Annotated in this window: 17 protein-coding genes, 1 other RNA gene and 1 pseudogene; 17 read left to right on the top strand and 2 right to left on the bottom strand. The window is 73.0% G+C overall.

What is annotated here, in order from left to right; genetic code table 11:
* Positions 1-6: 6 nt before the first annotated feature.
* Complete coding sequence (gene prfB / locus OG455_RS24955; protein ID WP_266297256.1) at positions 7-1,110, top strand: peptide chain release factor 2; 1,104 nt, start codon at positions 7-9, stop codon at positions 1,108-1,110.
* Positions 1,111-1,266: 156 nt separating this feature from the next.
* Here the strand turns inward: prfB and OG455_RS24960 are convergent, their stop codons facing one another.
* The gene (locus OG455_RS24960) at positions 1,267-1,461 is read right to left on the bottom strand and encodes a hypothetical protein (RefSeq protein WP_266297258.1); all 195 of its coding nucleotides are present in this window, start codon (positions 1,459-1,461) and stop codon (positions 1,267-1,269) included.
* 516 nt (positions 1,462-1,977) lie between these two features.
* Between OG455_RS24960 and ftsE the strand changes: the two genes are divergently transcribed.
* The 11 genes from ftsE to OG455_RS25015 all read left to right on the top strand — a co-directional run bounded on the left by ftsE (position 1,978) and on the right by OG455_RS25015 (position 14,781).
* Positions 1,978-2,667: a cell division ATP-binding protein FtsE gene (gene ftsE / locus OG455_RS24965; protein WP_035848706.1), complete on the top strand. Its 690-nt coding sequence runs from the start codon at positions 1,978-1,980 to the stop codon at positions 2,665-2,667.
* Positions 2,668-2,772: 105 nt separating this feature from the next.
* Positions 2,773-3,684, top strand: coding sequence for a permease-like cell division protein FtsX (ftsX, locus tag OG455_RS24970; protein WP_266297261.1), 912 nt, complete (start codon positions 2,773-2,775; stop codon positions 3,682-3,684).
* Between the two features lie 122 nt (positions 3,685-3,806).
* Positions 3,807-5,048 (top strand): S41 family peptidase, encoded by a 1,242-nt coding sequence (locus tag OG455_RS24975; protein ID WP_266297263.1) that lies wholly within the window; start codon positions 3,807-3,809, stop codon positions 5,046-5,048.
* A gap of 45 nt (positions 5,049-5,093) precedes the next feature.
* Positions 5,094-5,570 (top strand): SsrA-binding protein SmpB, encoded by a 477-nt coding sequence (smpB, locus tag OG455_RS24980; protein ID WP_266297265.1) that lies wholly within the window; start codon positions 5,094-5,096, stop codon positions 5,568-5,570.
* Between the two features lie 91 nt (positions 5,571-5,661).
* Positions 5,662-6,954 carry an alpha/beta hydrolase family protein gene (locus OG455_RS24985; protein ID WP_266297268.1) on the top strand — a complete coding sequence of 431 codons (1,293 nt, stop codon included), beginning with the start codon at positions 5,662-5,664 and terminating at the stop codon, positions 6,952-6,954.
* A 105-nt stretch (positions 6,955-7,059) separates the two neighbouring features.
* Positions 7,060-7,431, top strand: a transfer-messenger RNA (tmRNA) gene (gene ssrA, locus OG455_RS24990).
* Positions 7,432-7,701: 270 nt separating this feature from the next.
* Entirely contained in the window at positions 7,702-10,005 is a 2,304-nt protein-coding gene (locus tag OG455_RS24995; protein ID WP_266300945.1) for a UvrD-helicase domain-containing protein, read from the top strand.
* A 419-nt stretch (positions 10,006-10,424) separates the two neighbouring features.
* Positions 10,425-11,900, top strand: coding sequence for an NAD-dependent malic enzyme (locus OG455_RS25000; protein WP_266297270.1), 1,476 nt, complete (start codon positions 10,425-10,427; stop codon positions 11,898-11,900).
* Between the two features lie 514 nt (positions 11,901-12,414).
* Positions 12,415-12,696, top strand: a complete 282-nt coding sequence (locus OG455_RS25005; protein ID WP_145905962.1) for an HU family DNA-binding protein — start codon at positions 12,415-12,417, stop codon at positions 12,694-12,696.
* An 85-nt stretch (positions 12,697-12,781) separates the two neighbouring features.
* Positions 12,782-13,462, top strand: a complete 681-nt coding sequence (locus tag OG455_RS25010; protein ID WP_266297275.1) for a response regulator transcription factor — start codon at positions 12,782-12,784, stop codon at positions 13,460-13,462.
* Complete coding sequence (locus tag OG455_RS25015; RefSeq protein WP_266297277.1) at positions 13,459-14,781, top strand: sensor histidine kinase KdpD; 1,323 nt, start codon at positions 13,459-13,461, stop codon at positions 14,779-14,781. The genes OG455_RS25010 and OG455_RS25015 overlap by 4 nt, the downstream gene beginning before the upstream one ends.
* Positions 14,782-15,001: 220 nt before the next feature.
* On the opposite strand, the gene murA is transcribed toward OG455_RS25015, so the two are convergent.
* Positions 15,002-16,348: a UDP-N-acetylglucosamine 1-carboxyvinyltransferase gene (gene murA / locus OG455_RS25020; protein ID WP_266297279.1), complete on the bottom strand. Its 1,347-nt coding sequence runs from the start codon at positions 16,346-16,348 to the stop codon at positions 15,002-15,004.
* A gap of 248 nt (positions 16,349-16,596) precedes the next feature.
* Here murA and OG455_RS25025 point away from each other — a divergent pair, with 248 nt between their 5' ends.
* From OG455_RS25025 to OG455_RS25045, 5 genes and pseudogenes are all read left to right on the top strand, one after another.
* On the top strand, positions 16,597-17,175 hold the full coding sequence (locus OG455_RS25025) for a YqgE/AlgH family protein (RefSeq protein WP_266297281.1): 579 nt from the start codon (positions 16,597-16,599) through the stop codon (positions 17,173-17,175).
* A 66-nt stretch (positions 17,176-17,241) separates the two neighbouring features.
* A complete protein-coding gene (locus tag OG455_RS25030) occupies positions 17,242-17,520 on the top strand; it encodes a DUF3039 domain-containing protein (RefSeq protein ID WP_184937681.1) in 279 nt (92 codons plus the stop codon).
* Between the two features lie 62 nt (positions 17,521-17,582).
* The gene (locus tag OG455_RS25035) at positions 17,583-19,223 is read left to right on the top strand and encodes a beta-N-acetylhexosaminidase (protein ID WP_266297283.1); all 1,641 of its coding nucleotides are present in this window, start codon (positions 17,583-17,585) and stop codon (positions 19,221-19,223) included.
* A gap of 435 nt (positions 19,224-19,658) precedes the next feature.
* Positions 19,659-20,555 carry a xanthine dehydrogenase family protein subunit M gene (locus tag OG455_RS25040; protein WP_266300946.1) on the top strand — a complete coding sequence of 299 codons (897 nt, stop codon included), beginning with the start codon at positions 19,659-19,661 and terminating at the stop codon, positions 20,553-20,555.
* A gap of 77 nt (positions 20,556-20,632) precedes the next feature.
* Positions 20,633-21,079: pseudogene (locus tag OG455_RS25045) on the top strand ((2Fe-2S)-binding protein); the annotation flags it as partial.
* Positions 21,080-21,275: the final 196 nt, after the last annotated feature.

Consider the following 21,275-nt stretch of genomic DNA (forward strand, 5'->3'; position numbering starts at 1 on the left):
GGTGGCGTGGCAGCCGTCGATCCTTCCGAAGAGCTCAAGAACCTCGAAACGACCATGGGGTCGATCGAGGCCGTCCTCGACCTGGACAAGATCCGGGCCGACATCGCACACCTGGAGGAGGAGGCAGCCGCCCCCAGCCTCTGGGACGACGTCGCGAACGCGCAGAAGATCACCAGCCGCCTCTCCTTCCTGCAGGGCGAGCTGCGCAAGGTCACGCAGCTGCGCGGCCGGGTCGAGGACCTGGGTGTGCTGTTCGAGCTGGCCCAGGCCGAGGACGACGCCGAGACCCTGGCCGAGGCCGAGGGCGAGCTCGTCTCGGTCAAGAAGGCCGTCGAGGAGCTGGAGGTGCGCACGCTGCTCTCCGGCGAGTACGACGCCCGTGAGGCCCTGGTCAACATCCGGGCCGAGGCCGGCGGTGTGGACGCCGCCGACTTCGCCGAGCAGCTGATGCGCATGTACCTGCGCTGGGCCGAGCGGCACGGCTACCCGACCGAGGTCTACGACACCTCCTACGCGGAGGAGGCCGGCATCAAGTCCGCGACCTTCACCGTGAAGTCCCCCTACGCCTACGGCACCCTCTCGGTCGAGCAGGGCACGCACCGCCTGGTGCGGATCTCGCCCTTCGACAACCAGGGCCGCCGGCAGACCTCCTTCGCGGGCGTCGAGGTGCTCCCGGTCGTCGAGCAGAGCGACCACGTCGACATCGACGAGGGCGAACTGCGGATCGACGTCTACCGCGCCTCCGGCCCCGGCGGCCAGGGCGTCAACACCACCGACTCGGCGGTCCGGATCACCCACCTGCCCACCGGCGTGGTGGTCTCCTGCCAGAACGAGCGCTCGCAGATCCAGAACAAGGCCTCGGCGATGAACGTCCTCCAGGCCAAGCTGCTGGAGCGGCGCCGCCAGGAGGAGCGCGCGGCGATGGACGCGCTCAAGGACAGCGGCAGCTCCTGGGGCAACCAGATGCGCTCCTACGTGCTGGCCCCGTACCAGATGGTCAAGGACCTGCGCACCGACTTCGAGGTCGGCAACCCGCAGGCGGTCCTGGACGGCGACATCGACGGCTTCATCGAGGCCGGTATCCGCTGGCGCAAGCAGCGCGAGAACTGAGCCGGCGGCGCCCGCGCGCACCGCGGGCGTTGAGCGGGCGCTGGTGAAAGAAGAGGGCCCCCGGACCGAGTCCGGGGGCCCTGCGCATTCTGAGCGGGAGTGCCGTGCGGTGAACGGCGGGAGCGCCGTGCGGTGGACGAGGTGCGACGGGCTCGGCTAGGCCAGCGCCTGCCGGCAGATCATCGCCACCGCCAGCAGCGCGGCCAGCAGCGCGAGCAGCGTGGCCGGGGAGAGCGTGGAGAAGGGGCCCTGCTGCTGTTGCAGCCGGGCACGCTCGGCGCGGCAGACCGGGCACCGGCCCTCGCTGACGCGGCCGGCGCAGTTGGCGCACACCAGATGGTCGCATGTCATGCGATCTCCTCCTTGCCTGCTACAGCCAACGCGCCGGGCAGCCGGATGGTTCCCGTATCTGCTCCGGGCGGGGGATCGGAGCCGGACCGCGGCAGCGCGGTTTGCCCTCTACTCTGCCAGGTTCCGCGGCTTCCGGCGCCCGGGCCGGAAAACCGCTCCCGGGGCCGCACACCTCGGGCCGCCCCGGTGCCGGCGGGCCGGGCCCGAGGTGTGCGGCCCCGGGAGCGGGCTGTGGATCGACTCACGATTTTCCGGTTATTTCCCATCGAGAGCGGACAATCCGTCAGGACCGTTCGCCGGACCGCCCTGCGCGGTCTCAGCCGGGTCGCGTATGGTCCCAAGCCGGGGGCAGCCGTTCGGGCCGCTCCCGCCACCCCGCCTCGGCCGGATCGAGGGGCGGGTCCGCCCCAGGAGCAGTGCGACCGGCGCCCGTCATCGGCCTGAAGTAACGATCGGGTTACGGAAGTTGTCCGAGCTGTCGGCTGCTCCGCCTAGGATGGCCTCCGTGATGCAGCCGTGATCAGATTCGACAACGTTTCCAAGACCTATCCCAAGCAGAACCGCCCCGCCCTGTCGGAGGTCTCGCTGGAGATCGAGAAGGGCGAGTTCGTCTTCCTGGTCGGTTCCTCCGGCTCGGGCAAGTCCACCTTCCTGCGCCTGTGCCTGCGCGAGGAGCGCCCCAGCACGGGCGAGGTGCACGTGCTCGGCAAGGACCTGGGCAAGCTGTCCAACTGGAAGGTGCCGCACATGCGGCGCCAACTGGGCACCGTCTTCCAGGACTTCCGCCTGCTGCCGAACAAGACCGTGGCGCAGAACGTGGCGTTCGCGCTGGAGGTCATCGGCAAGCCGAAGGGTGCCATCAACAAGGTGGTGCCCGAGGTGCTCGACCTGGTCGGCCTCGGCGGCAAGGAGGACCGGATGCCCGGCGAGCTCTCCGGTGGTGAGCAGCAGCGCGTGGCGATCGCCCGGGCCTTCGTCAACCGCCCGATGCTGCTGATCGCCGACGAGCCGACCGGCAACCTGGACCCGCAGAACTCGGTCGGCATCATGAAGTTGCTGGACCGGATCAACCGCACCGGGACCACGGTGCTGATGGCCACCCACGACCAGGCCATCGTCGACCAGATGCGCAAGCGCGTGATCGAGCTCGACAAGGGGCTGCTGGTCCGCGACCAGGCCCGCGGTGTCTACGGGTACCAGCACTAGGCCCGTACGGCCCTGGGCCCCCGAGGCCCCGGGGCCCGGCCGGCTCCGCCGGCCCGTCGTGTCGCCGCCGGTCCACCAGCCTTGATCTTGGAGTAGAAGAAGCCCATGCGCGCCCAGTTCATCCTGTCGGAGATCGGTGTGGGTCTCCGCCGCAACCTGACCATGACCATCGCGGTCGTGGTCAGCGTCGCGCTCTCGCTCGCCCTGGCCGGGGCCAGTCTGCTGGTCCGTGACCAGGTCAACTCGATGAAGGGGTACTGGTACGACAAGGTCGAGGTCAGTATCTACTTCTGCACCAAGGCGGACGCCAAGACCGCCCCGCAGTGCGCCAACGGTGCCGCCACCCAGGACCAGATCGACGCCGTGAAGGCCGGTCTGGACAAGATGCAGCCGCTGGTCGAGAGCTCCACCTTCGAGAGCCAGGCGGAGGCGTACAAGCACTGGAAGGACATGAACCCGGACAACGCCCTGGTCTCCGTCCTCGGTGCCGACGCGATCCCCTCCTCCTGGCGGGTGAAGCTGAGCGACCCGACCCGTTACGACGTGCTGCAGAGCGCGTTCGCCGGGCATCCAGGAGTGCGCTCGGTGGAGGACGAGCGGCAGATCCTGGACAACCTCTTCGGGCTGCTCAACGGTCTGCAGACGGCAGCCTTCGTGATCATGGTGCTGATGCTGTCGGTGGCCCTGCTGCTGATCGTCAACACCGTGCGGGTCTCGGCCTTCAGTCGAAGGCGGGAGACCGGGATCATGCGCTTGGTGGGCGCGTCCAACTTCTACGTGCAGATGCCGTTCATCGCGGAGGCGGCCTTCGCCGCCTTGCTGGGCGCGGTGCTGGCCTCGGGTCTGCTGCTGCTCGGCAACTTCGGCGTGCACAGCTGGCTCGCCAAGAAGGTGGCGTTCATCCAGTTCATCGGGCTCTCCTCGGTGCTCCAGGTGATCCCGCTGCTGATCGTGGCCGGTATGGCGATGGCGGCGATCGCGGCCTTCCTGACCCTGCGCAAGTACCTGAAGGTCTAGGCCCTGTCCCGCTCCAGGGTCCGCCGGCCCGGGAGCACGGAGCGGACCGGCTGTCGTCACTCCCGGTGGCGTTGCGCCGTTCTGCGGCCACAGAGCGCACCGGGCGCTTACACTCCGCTGCCATGACCGCAACCGCGATGGGTGTCCCTGCGGCCGGCGGCCGGGGGAGGGCGCGCCGCGGTGCCGCTCTCGGCCTGGTGTTCGGCGCGGTGCTGCTCAGCGGTGCCGCCGCGGGTGCCTGGGGCGGCACCGCTCCGGTGCGTCCGGCCGTCCCGGCCGGCAACGCAACCGCGTCCGGTCAGCGCAGCCAGGGCAGCGAGGACGGCCAGGACGGCCATCGCGGCCTGGACGGTGGTGCACCGCCCGCGGCGGCGCTCACCCCGCAGCAGGCCGAGCGCCTGGTGGCGGTCGGCGGCGACCGCTGGGCCGCCTACTACAGCCCGCAGGAGTACGCCGAGTTCGCCCAGGGCCTGGACGGCGAGTACCTGGGGGTCGGGCTCTTCGTGGACCGGGCCGCCGACGGCTCGACGGTGGTCGCCGAGCTGACCCCGGGCTCGCCGGCCGCCGCGGCCGGGATCGCGGTCGGCGAGCGCCTGCTCGCGGTGGACGGCGCGCCGGTGGACCGCCTGCCGGTGACCGAGGTGGTGGCCCGGCTGCGCGGCCGCCCCGACACCCCCGCCGAGCCGGGCCGCGCGGCCGGGCCCGGTTCCGCGGTGCGGCTCACGCTGCGCCGGCCCGGCGCGGCGCCGCGCGAGGTGACGCTGCGCCGGGCCGTGCTCGCCGCCCAGGACGTCGCGGTGGACCACCCGGCCGCCGGGGTGCTCTGGATCACCGCGCGGGCCTTCACCACCGGGGTCGGCGCCGAGATCGCCGCGGCGGTGCGGCGATCTCCCGAGCACGGGGTGGTGCTCGACCTGCGCGGCAACTCCGGTGGCCTGGTGGCTGAGGCGGTCGCCACCGCCTCGGTCTTCCTGGACGGCGGCCCGGTCGCCTCCTACCTGGCCGGCGGCGAGCGGCGGGAGTTGACCGCCGCACCCGGCGGCGACGCGCGCACGCCGCTGGTGGTGCTGGTGGACGGCGGCACCATGAGCGCCGCCGAACTGCTGGCCGGCGCGCTACAGGACCGTTGCCGGGCGGTGCTGGTGGGCAGCCGGACCTTCGGCAAGGGCACCGTGCAGCAGCCCAGCCGGCTCGCCGACGGATCGGTGCTGGAGCTCACCGTGGGCCGCTGGTCCACCCCCGCCGGCCGCTCGCCGGACGGCACCGGGCTGCTCCCCGACGTGCCCGCCGCCGACCCCGGCAGCGCCGACGCGCTGGCGCTGCGGGTGCTCAGCGGTCTCGGCGAGGTGGCCGCGCGGCCGTAAACCGGCTGCCGGGCACGGCCGCGAGGTGCGAGAATGTCCGGTGCTATGGCAAAGGAAACGGGACAGAAGCTGATCGCGCAGAACAAGAAGGCGCGACACGAGTACACGATCCTCGACACCTACGAGTGCGGGATGGTGCTCACCGGCACCGAGGTCAAGTCGCTGCGCGAGGGGCGGGCCAACCTGGTCGACGGCTACGCCTACACCCAGGCCGGCGAGGTGTGGATCGACAACGTCTTCATCCCCGAGTACACCCAGGGGACGTGGACCAACCACTCGGCGCGGCGCAAGCGCAAGCTGCTGCTGCACAAGATGGAGATCCGCAAGCTGGAGGCGAAGACCAAGGAGACCGGGCACACCCTGGTGCCGCTCTCGCTCTACTTCAAGGACGGCCGGGTCAAGCTGGAGCTGGCCCTCGCGGTCGGCAAGAAGCTCTACGACAAGCGGCAGACCCTGCGCGAGAAGCAGGACACCCGGGAGACGGCGCGCGCGGTCTCCGCGGCCCGCCGCCGGCAGGGCTGATTGTGCGCGTTCGGTAGCGGCTTCGTCCCAACTGCGTGATCCTGGCTGGTCAGCGGCCTGGGGGCGGCATCCGGATCGGTACGATTCGGGGATGAACGTCTCCCTGCTGGCCGGCTGGTTCCCGTGGGCCGTCCAAGTCGCCGCGGGGGCCGCCCTGCTGGCCTCGATCGGTTGGCGGGACCGCCGCTGGCGGCTGCGCCGGGTCCCGGTGGCGGTCGGCGCCGCCGCGCTGCTGACCGGCCTGGCCGGGCTGCTCGCGGTCACCGTCGGCGGGGTCACCGACCCGCTGCCGCCGGAACTCTGGCTCTGGGCCGGCGCCGCCGTGCTGGCACTCGCGGTGCTGGTGGCCGGCCGGCGCTCGGCGCGCTGGTGGCGCCGAGCGCTCGCGCCGGTGGCCGCCCTGCTCGCCCTGCTGGCCGCCGGCAACGCGCTGAACGCCGCCACCGGCTACTTCCCGACCCTGGACGACGCGATCGGCGAGCTGACCGGCGCACCGCTGCCCCAGCAGGTGACGCTCGACCAGCTCGGCTCGCTGACCGGTCGGACCGGCACCGGCCGGATCGTCCAGGTGGACATACCCGACAGCGCCAGCGGTTTCGAGCACCGCCCCGAGCTGGTGTACCTGCCGCCGGCCTGGTTCCGCAGCAAGGCCCGCCCCAAGCTGCCCGTGGTGGAGATGATCGGCGGCGAGTACGCGGCGCCCGACAACTGGGTGCGCGCCGGTGACGCGGTGCGGACCGCCGACGCCTATGCCGCCCGGCACGGCGGTTACGCGCCGGTCCTGGTCTTCACCGACGCGACCGGCGGATTCAAGGTCGACACCGAATGCGTGGACGGTCCGAACGGAATGGCCGAGGACCACCTGGTGCGCGACATCCCGCCGTACATCGAGAAGACCTTCGGCACCGCGACCGACCCGCGCAAGTGGGGCGTGGCGGGCTGGTCGATGGGCGGGACCTGCGCGGTCGACCTGGCGGTTGAACACCCCCAGGTCTTCACCCATTTCGAGGACATCTCCGGCGACCTCGGACCCAACGCCGGCGACAAGCAGCAGACCATCGACAAGCTCTACGGCGGCAACGCGGCGGCCTGGTCGGCGCACGATCCGCTGACGGTGCTCGGGCGCCACGGCAAGTACCGCGGTACCTCCGGGTGGTTCGAGAGCGGCGATGAGGAGGTCCGGCAGACCGCGCAGGGCAGGCAGCTGGCCGCGGCCGCCCGCAAGGACGGCATCGCGTGCACGGTGGACGTCCAACCGGGCCGGCACGTCTGGCAGTTCGCCGCCACCGCGTTCGCCGACGCGCTGCCCTGGCTGGCCCAGCAGCTCGGCACCCCCGGGCCGCACGTGACCAAGTCGCCGCCGGCCCCCGGCGCGGCGGCCTAATCGGCTGGACCGCCCCATCCGGGGCGCGTACCATGGAGCGAGCGTCACCGGACGGGGTCGACCCGGGCGGGGCGCGGTTCAACCAGCTGTTTCTCAAAAAAACATGGGGATGATCGGTTTCGACAGGGGACGTCGAAACAGGAGAAGCGAGCCGAGGAACGCGGCAATGATCTCGTTAACCATCTGTCGCAAAAAAATAATCGCCAATTCTAAGCGCGAGTCCTTCGCGCTCGCTGCCTGAGCAGCGAGTAGCCAAGGTGTCAGACCGGGGAGTTCCCGACCCGGAGCCTGGCATAATTTAGGGAACTCAACTGCCCACCCGGGTTACGCGGGTGAGCGGGACAACAAACAGTAGCTGGGCCCGTTGGCGGCTTGTCCGCGTGACTGCCAGGGCCGAGAAAAGCACAGCGGACTGCGCTCGGAGAAGTCCTGAATCCACTCCACTGGACCCGGGTTCGATTCCCGGCATCTCCACCATCCCATGTGCATGCGGGCCGCCTTCCGATTCCGGAGGGCGGCCTTCGTGTTTCCCGAAGCACCCGAAGCGCCCGGGGCATCCGGTGGCGCGCGACCGGGACGCCCGCCCTGGGTGACCCGTCCTGGCCTCCGGGAGTAGGATCGTCCGTCCGCCGACTTTGGACGGCGGTCATCTCTCCGACCAGCAGACGTACGACAGGGGACCCCTTGGGCGCGCACGGCAGGCAGCACGCGGCCGCAACCACCGAGGCCGGAACGGCACCAGCGGGCATCATCACGAGCGCGGCCGAGGGGCTGCGCGAGCGAGAGATCGCCGGCGAGCAGCGGCACCTCGACACCGTCTACCGGCGATTGGAGGAGAAGCTCGCCGAGGCCGAGTACGTGCTGGAAGACGCCGCCAAGCGGGTCCAGGTCGGCACCCCCGGCGCGCTCGCCGAGCGGGACGCGCAGGTCTACCGGGCCGGCACGCACCTCAACCGGTTGAACAACGAGTTCGAGGACTTCCTCTTCGGCCGGATCGACCTGCAGCAGGCCGACGCCCCCGAGGAGCACGGCATCCCCTCCTTCACCCCGCTGGACCCGGGTGACGAGAACGTCGCGCAGACCCTGCACATCGGCCGGCTCGGCGTGCTCGACGCCGAGTACGGCCCGCTGGTGATCGACTGGCGGGCGCCGGCCGCCGCCCCCTTCTACCGGGCCACCCCGCTGGAGCCGGGCCGGGTGCTGCGCCGCCGGGTGATCCGCTCCAAGGGCCGCAAGGTGATCGGCGTCGAGGACGACCTGCTGCGTCCCGACCTCACCCCGGTGCTGGGTGGCGAGGAACTGGCGGTGATCGGCGACGGCGCCCTGATGGCCTCGCTCGGCCGGGCCCGCAGCCACACCATGCGCGACATCGTCTCCTCGATCCAGAAGGAGCAGGACGAGGTGATCCGGGCGCCCGCGGCCGGCGCCACCCTGGTCACCGGCGGCCCCGGCACCGGCAAGACCGCCGTGGCCCTGCACCGGGCCGCGTTCCTGCTCTACCAGGACCGCCGCCGGTACGCGGGCGGCATCCTGGTGGTCAGCCCGACCCCGCTGCTGGTCTCCTACACCGAGGGCGTGCTGCCCTCGCTCGGCGAGGAGGGCCAGGTGGCGATCCGGGCGATCGGCAGCCTGGTGGACGGCATCGAGGCCGAGCGCTACGACAGCCCCGAGACGGCGCGGATCAAGGGTTCGGCCCGGATGATCCAGCTGCTGCGCCGGGCGGCGCGGGCCGCGCTGGAGGTGCCGACCGGCGGCTCCGGCGCGGGCGGTGCGCCGGCCGAGCTGAAGGTGGTGGCGCGCGGCGAGGTGCTGCGGCTGGACGCCGGGCGGCTGCGCGCGGTGCGCGGCAACGTGGTGGGCAGCGGCGGCACCCCGCTCAACCTGCTGCGCCCCAGGGCCCGCCGGCTGCTGCTCGACGCGCTCTGGGTGGAGGCCACCAAGCACCTGCCCAGGCCCGCCGACCACTTCTCCCGCGAGCAGCGCCAGGAGGAGAAGGAGAGCTTCGACGAGTACGTCTCGGACGAGGCCCCGTTCCTCGACTTCCTGGACGCCTGGTGGCCCGCCCTGACGCCGCGTCAGGTGCTGGCCACGCTGCGCCAGGCCAAGCACACCAACCGGATCGCCCGGCAGGTGGTCAGTTCCGAGGAGGCCCGCCTGCTGGCCGCCTCCTGGCGCCACCTGGGCCGGCGCGGCGAGGGGGCGCTCTCGGCGCACGACGTGGCGCTGATCGACGAGCTGCAGCTGCTGCTCGGCGAGCCGGCCCGGCCCAAGGTGCGCGAGGTGGACGCGGTGGACCTGCTCACCGGTCTGGAGGAGGTGACCACGTTCGCCGACCGCAGTTCGCGCCGCCGCGAGCAGCTCCCGGTGGAGCGCACCGAGTACGCGCACGTGATCGTCGACGAGGCGCAGGACCTGACGCCGATGCAGTGGCGCATGATCGGCCGCCGCTCCCGCTCGGCGACCTGGACCATCGTGGGCGATCCGGCGCAGAGTTCCTGGCCCTTCCCCGCGGAGGCCCAGGCGGCGCTGGACGAGGTGCTGGCCGGCAAGCCGCGCCGCCGCCACACGCTGACCGTCAACTACCGCAACCCCGCCGAGATCGCCGAGGTGGCGGCGAAGGTGCTGGCGCTGGCCGCCCCGGGCACGCCCTCGCCCAGCGCCGTGCGCTCCACCGGCATCGAGCCGCGCTTCGCGGCCGTCACCGCTCCCGAGCCGGCCGCCTTCGGTGCCGCCGCCCGGGCCGAACTGCGCCACCTGCTCGGCGAGGTGGACGGCACGGTCGCCGTGGTGGTCCCGATGGAGCGCCGGGCCGAGGCGGCCGGCTGGATCGAGGGGCTGGGCGAGCGGGTGGTCGCGCTGGGCAGCCTGGAGGCCAAGGGCCTGGAGTACGACGCCACCGTGGTCGCCGATCCGACCGGCATCGCCGGCGAGTCGGAGGCCGGGCTGCGGGTCCTCTACGTCGCGCTGACCCGGGCCACCCAGCGCCTGACGGTGCTCTCGGGACCGGACGACCTGCCCGACACCGAGGGCGTCCCCGCGCTGCTGCGGTAGCGCGGACACTCCGTCAACGACTGTGGCCCCCACCGGAGGTGGGGGCCACAGTCATCACGTTGGTGACACCGACCCGCCATGCTCGCCTCGCGGCAAGTGGTCGCTCGAAGCGACTAAGGTTGGGCCCGGGGGCTTGGATCGAGCCGGTGTCTCGTCCAATGTAACCCATCGGCCCCGCCAGGCAAGGCCGGGCGGCGGATTTTCGGTGCTTGGTCAGGTTCACCGGATCCTCTGTTGTTGGTTCCCCGCAATCAACGGACGATATTTCTGGGAACCCCCTGGTAGGTGGGACGATCGAGGCCTAGGATGCGCGAGGCGCAGCATCAACAAACTGTTGAAATGACCAAGTGGCGTTCCAGCAGGGCGTTGAAGACCGCCTGGCCGGCTCTTACCCCTCAGTGGACGGAAGAAGGACGTCGATGGCGACGGTGCCCAGTGTCTCCAACTCGATCACGGTGCGGCTGGAGGTCCCGGCCAGTGGCAGTGCGGTCAGCAACATCACCACCGCGGTGGAGTCCTCCGGCGGGTCGGTGACCGGCCTGGACGTGACGGCCTCGGGCCTGGAGGCGCTGCGGATCGACGTCACCGTCGCCGCCGCCTCGGTGGCGCACGGCGAGGAGATCGTCGAGAAGCTGCGCGCGATCGAGGGCGTCACGATCGGCAAGGTCTCGGACCGGACCTTCCTGATGCACCTCGGCGGCAAGATCGAGATGTCCTCGAAGCTGCCGATCCGCAACCGCGACGACCTCAGCATGATCTACACCCCCGGCGTGGCCCGGGTCTGCATGGCCATCGCCGAGAACCCCGAGGACGCCCGCCGCCTGACCATCAAGCGCAACAGCGTCGCGGTGGTGACCGACGGCTCGGCGGTGCTGGGCCTGGGCAACATCGGCCCGCAGGCCGCGCTGCCGGTGATGGAGGGCAAGGCGGCGCTGTTCAAGCGCTTCGCCGGGATCGACGCCTGGCCGATCTGCCTGGACACCCAGGACGCTGACAAAATCGTCGAGATCGTCCGTGCGATCGCCCCCGGCTTCGCGGGGATCAACCTGGAGGACATCTCCGCGCCGCGCTGCTTCGAGATCGAGGCCCGGCTGCGCGAGGCGCTGGACATCCCGGTCTTCCACGACGACCAGCACGGCACCGCCATCGTGGTGCTGGCCGCGCTGACCAACGCGCTGCGGGTGGTCGGCAAGGAGATCGGCGACATCCGGGTGGTGATGTCGGGCGCCGGCGCGGCCGGCACCGCGATCCTCAAGCTGCTGCTGGCCGCCGGCGTCGAGCACGCCACCGTCGCCGACGTGCGGGGCGTGGTGCACAGCGGCCGCGAGGACCTCAACGACTCGCTGCGCTGGATCGCCGAGCACACCAACCGCTCGGGCCGCACCGGCAGCCTCAAGGAGGCCGTGGCGGGGGCCGACGTCTTCATCGGCGTCTCCGCCCCGAACGTGCTGGACGGGGACGACATCGCCTCGATGGCCGACAAGGCGATCGTCTTCGCGCTGGCCAACCCGGACCCGGAGGTCGACCCGGCGGTGGCCCGGCAGACCGCCGCCGTGGTCGCCACCGGCCGCAGCGACTTCCCGAACCAGATCAACAACGTGCTGGTCTTCCCGGGTGTCTTCCGCGGCCTGCTGGACGCGCAGAGCCGCACGGTGAACACCGAGATGATGATCGCCGCGGCCCGGGCGCTGGCCACCACGGTCACCGACGACCAGCTGAACGCGAACTACATCATCCCCAGCGTCTTCCACCCGGACGTGGCCAAGACGGTCGCCGCCGCGGTGCGGGACGCCGCGCTGGCCGCCGCCGACCCGGCCGCCAGTGCCCCCTCGCGGCCCACTCCGGGCATCGTCGGGACCCTGGACACCGCGGCGTTCCCGGTGGTCAAGCTCTGATTCACCCCGCTCCTCGCGGCGCTCCGGGGGCGGTATCCGGTCGATCACCTGGCCGAATACCGCCCCTGCCCGTGCCGACCTGGCTCGATCCCTTGCGACACAAGGGGAAGGGCGTGTTTGGGCTTGTCCCCGTCAGGGCGTACGGTAGCCCTGCACGGGGCAGGCGTGTCCGACAAGTACGGAACGTCCCCCAACCACTCGGCGAGTCGTTCCCGGCCGCCGCCCGCGTCGGTCCGCCGGCGCCGACGGAGCGTCACAGCTGCGTGGGGAGGGCGCCGTTCGGGGTGGACGGCCGAGGCCCGATTGGCTTTCTCGGGGCCGGTAAGGGCAGGATTCGTTCCCAGGCAGGCACGTGGCAGGACTGACACGGTGCGCGGCCCGGAGCACGAGCCGGGCCCCTACCACCAGCCGCCTGAACGAGCACAGTGTGCGGACCAGCGGCCCAACCGGGTGCCTCCGGAGGGACGACCGATGGGCCCCCGCACACCGCAACGAACAGACCACAGGAGTACACATGAACCGCAGTGAGCTGGTGGCCGCTCTGGCCGACCGCGCCGAGGTGACCCGCAAGGACGCCGACGCCGTTCTGGCGGCCTTCGCCGAGGTTGTCGGCGAGGTTGTGGCCAAGGGTGACGAGAAGGTCACCATCCCCGGTTTCCTGACCTTCGAGCGCACCCACCGTGCCGCCCGGACCGCCCGCAACCCGCAGACCGGTGAGCCGATCCAGATCGCGGCCGGCTACAGCGCCAAGGTGAGCGCCGGCTCCAAGCTCAAGGAAGCCGCCAAGGGCGTCTGATCCTCTGTGGAGCGGGGGCGGTCCGGTGCGCCGGACCGCCCCCGCTCTGCCGTTTCCGCGCGCGCTCGACATAGGGTCGAGCACCATGCGCGTACTGGTACTGGAGGACGACCCCGGGCTCGGCCCGGAGATCGCCGACACGCTGCGCCGGGCCGGCTTCGCCGTCGATCTGGCCGTCGACCTGGCCGAGGCCGACCTCAAGCTGTCGATCACCGACTACCACTGCCTGGTCGCCGACCGCGCCCTGCCCGACGGCGACGCGATCGGCCTGCTGGCGGACCGCCGCCGGGCCGGCTGGCTGCGCCCGGTACTGCTGCTCACCGCGATGGACTCGGTGGCCGACCGGGTCACCGGCATCGAGGCCGGTGCCGACGACTACCTGGTCAAGCCCTTCGCCGCCGCGGAGCTGGTGGCCCGGGTGCGCAACCTCTGCCGCCGCCCCGAGCCCCGCTCGCCCGAGCTGCGACTGGGCGACCTGGAACTGGACCTGCCGCGCCGCCGGGTCACCCGGGGCGGGGTGCTGCTCAGCCTGACCGCCAAGGAGTTCGCGGTCCTGGAGCTGCTGATGCTGCAGGCCCGGTGCGTGGTGACCCGCAGCCGGCTGATCGAGAGCTGCTGGGACGAGCGGCACGAGCCGATGTCCAACGTGGTCGACGTGCTGATCGGCCAGCTGCGCCGCCGGCTCGGGCCGCCGGACCCGATCGAGACGGTGCGCGGCGCGGGCTACCGGCTGATCGACCCGGCCGAGCGGGACGGCTCCGCGTGACCTCCCCCGCCGTCCGCCGCCTGCGCAGGCTGCGCTGGACCCTGACACTGCTCTTCGCCGCCGCCACGGCCGGCTGCCTGCTGGTGCTGGCCACGCTCGCCGCGCACACCGACGCCCACTCCCGGGCCAGGGAGCTGGACAGCGAGGTGACCGGCCGGGCCGGCGGCCTGGCCCGCGCGCTCTGGTTCGACGGCGGCGTGCTCGCCACCGAACCGCTGGACGAGGACGAGCTGGCCCGCGGCGCCGAGGTGCTCGCGGCGCTGCAGCGCGGGCCGCGGGGCGGGGTGCCGAGCGTGCCGCGCTGGGCGCGCCCCGGCCCCGACCGGCTGCCCGGCCCCCAGCTGCTCTCCCGGCTCTGGGGGCAGGTCCAGGACACCCAGGGGACCGCGCTGGCCACCGGCCCCGGCGGTGGCGGCCGGACGCTGCGCTGGGCGGCGGCACCGGTCTGGGACGGTGACGACATCGCCGCCCTGGTGGTGGTCGGCACCGATCCGGCGCGCAGCGGGGCCGACCACGCGCGGCTGGTCGGCCGGCTACTGCTGGGCTGCTCCGGCCTGGTGCTGGCGGCGGCCGCGGCCGGGCACCTGCTCTCCGGGCGGGCGATGCGCCCGGCCCTGCTCGGCCTGGAGCGCCAGGAGCAGTTCCTCACCGAGGCCGCGCACGAGCTGCGTACTCCGCTGGCCACGCTGCGCCTGGTGGTGGAGCGGGGTGCCGCCGCGCCCGGCCTGGCCCTGGGCGCGCTGGCCGAGGCGACGGTGCTGAGCGAGCGGCTGGCCCGCCTGGTCGGCGGGCTGCTGGCCCGGGCCAGGATCGAGGCGGGCACCCAGCTGGTGGAGCTGACACCGCTGCGGCTGGACCAGTTGGTCGAGCAGTGCGTCGCCGAGCTGCCCGCCGCCCCGCCGGCGCCGCGGGGCGGCGGGGCGGGCGGTGCAACGGGCGACGGGACGGACAGCGGGACGGACGGCGAACGGCCCCGGGTGACGGTGCGGCCCGCCGAGCAGCCGGTGATCGTGCGCGGCGACCCGGAGCTGCTCGGGCAGGCGGTGCGCAACCTGGTGGAGAACGCGCTGCGACACGGCGGCGGCACCCCGGTGACGGTGACCGTAGAGCCCGGCCTGGTCACCGTCACCGACGGCGGCCCCGGGGTGCCCGAGCAGCGCCGCGAGGCGGTCTTCCGACGGGGAGTCACCAGCGGCGCGGGCACCGGCACCGGGCTGGCCATCGTGCGCTGGGTGGCCGAGCTGCACGGCGGCAGCGCGCGGCTGGCCGCGGCCCCGGGCGGCGGGGTGCGGGCCGAGCTGCGGCTGCCGGCGCACTGAGACCGGCCGGCACCTGGTGGGCGTCCGGGACCGGCCCGGCCGAGCGGCGGTCCTCATCGTCCGCTCATCCGGCTCCTGCCAGGCTGCTGCCGGGCACCGCGCGAATCCCCCTCGCGCCGGTGCGTGGCGAGGACACACCTGGCGGGGTGCCCGCCACACGCGGAGGGGCCGCCCTGGCGGGGGCGGCCCCTTCACACGCGTCCGTGGCCCCGCACCGGCGTCAGACCGCCGCGAGCATCCCCTGCTCGCTGGGCAGCTCGACATGGGCGCCCAGCCCCCGCAGCTTCTCCATGAAGTTCTCGTAGCCGCGGTTGATCAGCGAGATCCCGTGCACCGTCGAGGTGCCCTCGGCGGCCAGCGCCGCGATCAGGTAGGAGAAGCCGCCACGCAGGTCGGGGATCACCAGCTCGCCGCCGAGCAGCTTGGAGGGTCCGGAGACGACCGCCGAGTGCAGGAAGTTGCGCTGCCCGAAGCGGCACGGCGTGCCGCCCAGGCACTCCCGGTAGAGCTGGATGTGCGCGCCCATCTGGTTCAGCGCGGAGGTGAAGCCGAGCCGCGACTCGTAGACGGTCTCGTGCACGATCGACAGGCCCGCGGCCTGGGTCAGCGCGACCACCAGCGGCTGCTGCCAGTCGGTCTGGAAGCCGGGGTGCACGTCGGTCTCCAGGGCGATCGCGTTCAGTTCGCCGCCCGGGTGCCAGAACCGGATGCCCTCGTCGTCCACCGCGAAGGCGCCGCCGACCTTCCGGAAGGTGTTGAGGAAGGTCATCATCTCCAGCTGGCGCGCGCCGCGGACGTAGATGTCGCCCTTGGTGGCCAGCGCCGCGCACGCCCAGGAGGCCGCCTCCAGGCGGTCCGGCAGCGCCCGGTGGTCGTAGCCGCCGAGCTCGTCCACCCCGGTGATCTGGATGGTGCGGTCGGTGCCCATCGAGATGATCGCGCCCATCTTCTGCAGCACGCAGATCAGGTCGACGATCTCCGGCTCGATGGCCGCGTTGCGCAGCTCGGTGTCGCCCTCGGCGAGCACGGCGGTGAGCAGCACCTGCTCGGTGGCGCCGACCGAGGGGTAGGGCAGCTCGATCTTGGTGCCGCGCAGCCGCTGCGCGGCCACCAGGTAGGTGCCCTGGGGGTGCTTCTCGATGGTGGCGCCGAACTGGCGCAGGACCTCGAAGTGGAAGTCGACCGGCCGGCCGCCGATGTCGCAGCCGCCCAGGCCCGGGATGAAGGCGTGGCCGAGCCGGTGCAGCAGCGGGCCGCAGAACAGGATCGGGATCCGGGAGGAACCGGCGTGCGCGTCGATGTCGGCGACATTGGCGCTCTCCACGTGCGAGGGGTCGAGGATCAGCTCGCCCTCCTCGTCGCCGCTGCGCACGGTCACCCCGTGCAGCTGGAGCAGGCCGCGCACCACCTTGACGTCGCGGATGTCCGGCACGTTGCGCAGTCTGCTGGGCCCCTGGCCGAGCAGGGCGGCCACCATCGCCTTGGGCACCAGGTTCTTGGCGCCGCGGACACGGATCTCGCCTTCCAGCGGGTTTCCGCCGTGCACCAGCAGGACGTCGTCGGTCATCGTTCTCGCAATCCGGGGTTCGCAGCCGGGGCCACAGAGGCGCCCCGCGACTGGGGGAGAGGTAGGACCGGCGGACGTACGGCATCGGACCGCACGGGCGCCACCTTTCGATAGATGGTAGTAGCCGGTCGACCGGTTCCCTGTCCGCCGCCTGGTGATCATGCTCTCTTAGGGTGGAAGCCCGCCGGGCTGTCCGCCGAGCGGGTGAGGCGCGGCGCGGTGGAGGTTTCACCGTCGGCTGCGGGATCATGTGTGGCATGACCGCGGCCCCCTCCCACACAGGCCGGCTCCTGGTGGCGACCCCCGTGCTCACCGACCCGAACTTCGCCCGGTCGGTGGTGCTGCTGCTGGACCACGACGAGCAGGGCGCCCTCGGCGTCGTCCTCAACCGGCCCACGCCGGTGGAGGTCGGTGATGTGCTGGACGGCTGGGCGGAGCTGGCCGGCGATCCCCAAGTGGTCTTCCAGGGCGGGCCGGTGGGCCTGGACTCGGCGCTCGCGGTGGCGGTGGTGCCGGGTGAGCCGGGCCCCGAGGACCCGCTGGGCTGGCGCCGGGTGCACGGCGCGATCGGGCTGGTCGACCTGGAGGCGCCGCCGCAGGTGCTGGCCGGGGAGCTGGGCGGCCTGCGGGTCTTCGCCGGCTACTCGGGCTGGACCCCCGGGCAACTGGAGGCGGAGATCGCCGAGGGTGCCTGGTACCTGGTGGACGCCGAGCCTGGCGACATCTCCTGTCCCAGCCCCGAGCGGCTCTGGCGCGCGGTGCTGCGCCGCCAGCGCGGCGTGCTCGCGATGCTCGCCACCTACCCCGAGGACCCCACCCTCAACTAGCCGCAGTGGGCGCCCGTCGAGTGGCAGGGGTCCGTTTCCCGCGCGGCCCCCATAGACTTGGCGCCTATGAGCACTCTTGAGCCCGAGCGCGGTCTCGGCACCGGCACCCTGGTCGAGCCCGTCCCGCAGGTGTCCCACGGCGACGGCGACCACGAGCGCTTCGCGCACTACGTCCAGAAGGACAAGATCATGGAGAGCGCGCTCTCCGGATCCCCGGTGGTCGCGCTCTGCGGCAAGGTCTGGGTGCCCGGGCGCGACCCGAAGAAGTACCCGGTCTGCCCGATGTGCAAGGAGATCTTCGAGGGCATCGAGCCGGCCGGCGGCGGGGACGACAAGAAGAAGTAGACCGGTCGGCCCGGTGCGCAGTGGTCTATGCCAATCTGGCCCGGCGGGGCAGGATGGCCCGCATGGACCTGATCCCCGCGCCGATCGCCCTCCAGCTCCCCGCTGCCGCCGAGGGGCCCGCTGACCGCCCCGGCGCCGACCCCGGCCTGGCGCTCGGCCCGGCGAGCACCCTGGCCGGCGGGCCCGGCACCGAGGACGCCGAGCGCTGGCTGCGCTCCGTGCTCGGCGCGGCCACCGGACTGGCGCTGCCCGGGGCGGTGGACCCGGTGATCGGGTTGCGGCTGGACGCGGCGCTGGCCCCCGAGGAGTACCGGATCTCGGTGGACGCCGAGCGCGCCCGGATCACCGCGGGCGGACCGGCCGGCGCGCACTGGGGGGCCCAGACGCTGCGTCAGCTGCTCGGTCCCGAGGCCTACCGGCGAGCCCCGCTGCGCCGCACCGGCTGGCGGCTGCCCGCCTGCGAGATCACCGACGCGCCCCGGTTCGGCTGGCGCGGGGTGCTGCTCGACGTCGCCCGTCACTTCCTGCCGCTCGCCGACCTGCTGCGCTACGTGGACCTGCTGGCCGCGCACAAGCTCAACGTGCTGCACCTGCACCTCACCGACGACCAGGGCTGGCGTTTCGAGGTCAAGCGCTACCCGCGGCTGACCGGGGTCGGTGGCTGGCGGGAGCGCTCGATGGTCGGCTACCGGACCGCCCAGCGGCGCGACGACCGGCCGCACGGCGGCTACTACACCCAGGACGACCTGCGCGAGCTGGTCGCCTACGCGGCCGAGCGCGGCATCACCGTGCTGCCCGAGATCGACCTGCCCGGCCACACCCAGGCGGCCATCGCGGCCTATCCCGAGCTGGGCAACACGGACGTGGTGGACACCGCCGCGCTCGGGGTGTGGACCGACTGGGGGGTCAGCGAGAACGTGCTGAACGCCTCCGACGCCACGCTGGCCTTCTTCGAAGGGGTGCTGGAGGAGTTGCTGGAGGTCTTCCCCTCCGAGTTCGTCCACCTCGGCGGGGACGAGTGCCGCAAGGACCAGTGGCGGGCCAGCCCGGCGGCCCGGGCGCGGATCGAGGAGCTGGGCCTGGCCGACGAGGACGAGCTGCAGAGCTGGATCATCCGGCACTTCGACGGCTGGCTGACCGCGCGCGGGCGGCGGCTGATCGGTTGGGACGAGATCCTGGAGGGCGGCCTGGCCAAGGGTGCCGCGGTGGCCTCCTGGCGCGGGTACGCGGGCGGGGTGGCCGCCGCGCGGGCCGGGCACCAGGTGGTGATGTGTCCCGAGCAGCAGGTCTACCTGGACCACCGGCAGGCCGAGGGCCCCGAGGAGCCGGTGCCGATCGGCTTCGTGCGTACCCTGGCCGACGTCTACCGCTTCGAGCCGGTGCCCCCGTCACTGGATGAGGTGAGTGCCCGTCAGGTGATCGGCACCCAGGCCAACCTCTGGAGCGAGTTCGCCGACAGCGCCCGGGACCTGGACTACCGGGCCTTCCCGCGGCTGGCCGCCTTCGCCGAGGTCGCCTGGTCGCCGCTGCCGCGCGAGGCGGGCGGCCGCGACCTGGCCGGCTTCGAGGCGCGGATGCGCACCCACTACGCCCGGCTGGACGCGCTCGGCGTCGCCTACCGCCCGCCGGCCGGCCCGCACCCGTGGCAGCGGCGCCCCGGCGTGGCCGGCCGCCCGCTGCCCGGCCCGCCGCCGCAGGACTGACGCCGCAGGGCTGACGCCGCAGGGCTGACGCCGCAGCGCCGGCGCCGCAGGACTGACGCACGGTCCGTCCGGCGCCGGCCTGACGAATCGTCAGTCGAACAATGTGATCATCTGGGAACCTTTGCTTGGCCCGCGGCGTCAAAAGCAGGTGAACATCCGGTCTCATTTGTGGGGGATCTGCCCGAAAAGCGACCGGATCGTCCGGGACCCCGAGGGTGATCACGGTGCTCGATGTGCCAGAGTTGCCCGACCCGGTGGGCTGCTTCAGTTCGGCGGCCCCGGCCCGTACGCTACGGGCGGCACCGCGGACCCGCGGTGGTGAGGAACGGGCCGGCCTGGCGCCGGTCGCAGAGCGGCTGAGCACGGTCCCGGGCCGGGGTCCGGCAACAGCCCGAAAGACTGGAGCACGGTGGGATCCTGGTGAACCGGACGATCATGCTGCCGACCTCCCTCGACGAGGCCGTCGAGGCTCTGGGTGCCAGTCCCGCCGCCGTCCCGGTGGCCGGCGGGACCGACCTCATGGAGGCCGTCAACGCCGGACGGCTGCGCCCCGGCGCGCTGGTGGGCCTGGGCCGGATCACCGAACTGCGCGGCTGGCGCTACGAGGACGGCGGCACCGCCGTGCTCGGCGCGGGCCTGACGCTGGCCCGGATGGACCGCCCCGACTTCGCCGCGCTGATCCCGGCGCTGGCCGACGCCGCCCGCACCGCGGGCCCGCCGCAGACCCGCAACGTCGGCACGCTGGGCGGCAACATCGCCACCGCGGCCGCCACCGGCGACACCCTGCCGGTGCTCGCCGCGCTGGAGGCCGTGGTCACCCTGGCCCGGGCCCCGCGGGCCGGTGAAAGTGCCACCCGCGAGGTCCCGGTCAGCCACCTGCTCACCGGCATCGACCCGATGCGCCCGGGCGAACTGCTCACCTGGGTGCGGGTCCCGCTGCTGCACGCCCCGCAGGTCTTCCTCAAGGCCACCGGACGCAGCGGCCCCTCGCGCGCCACCGCGTCGGTCGCGCTGGTGCTCGACCCGGCCCGGCGCGCGGTGCGCTGCGCGGTCGGCGCGGTGGCGCCGGTGCCGCTGCGGCCGCTGGAGGCCGAGGCCTGGGTGGCGGGCTGCGTCGACTGGGACGCCCGCGGCGAGGAGGGCGCGCAGTCGATCGATCCGGCTGCCGCGGCCGCCTTCGGCGAGTACGTGGCGAGCGCGTGCGTGCCCGACGGCTACGGGGCTGACGCCTCGTCGGCACTGCTGTCCGAGGGGCCGACGGCGGCGGCCGTGCGGCTACGGCGTACCGTGGCGGTGCTGGCCCGCCGGGCACTGGGAAGGGCACTGAAGTGACGGCCGAGGTGACCGCCGACATGGCGCACGAACCGACGAACCACCCCGTCCAGCTGGGTGGCGACGGACGCCCCACCGCGTCCTACACGCTGCGGGTGAACGGCTTCGAACGGCCGGTCACCGACGCCTGGATCGGCGAGAGCCTGCTCTACGTGCTGCGCGAGCGGCTCGGCCTGGCCGGCGCCAAGAACGGCTGCGAGCAGGGCGAGTGCGGGGCCTGCTCGGTGCAGGTGGACGGCCAACTGGTGGCCGGCTGCCTGGTGCCGGCCGCGCTCGCGGCGGACAGCGAGATCAGCACCGTGGAGGGCCTGTCGGCCGGCGGCGCGGCCAGCGACGTGCAGCAGGCGCTCGCCGACTCGGGCGCGGTGCAGTGCGGGTACTGCACCCCCGGCATGGCGATGGCGGTGCACGACCTGCTGCAGCGCAACCACCGGCCCAGCGAGGTGGAGGCCCGTCAGGCGCTCTGCGGCAACCTCTGCCGCTGCACCGGGTACCGCAGCGTACTGGCGGCCGTGCAGACGGTCGCGGACGCGCGCGGGACGGCACTGCTGGAGGCGGAGCAGGCCGCCGAGGCCGCGTCGGCCGCCGCATCGACCACGGCGTCAGCCACCGCGTCGGCCCCGGCCACCGGGACGGACCCGTCCTCGCGGGAGGCGGCCGCCCAGCTCCCGCCGCCGGTCGGCGCGCGGGCCGCCGAGCCGCTGGACCCGCCGGTCTACC

Source organism: Kitasatospora sp. NBC_01287, from assembly GCF_026340565.1.
In the GTDB taxonomy this organism is placed as follows: Bacteria; Actinomycetota; Actinomycetes; order Streptomycetales; family Streptomycetaceae; genus Kitasatospora.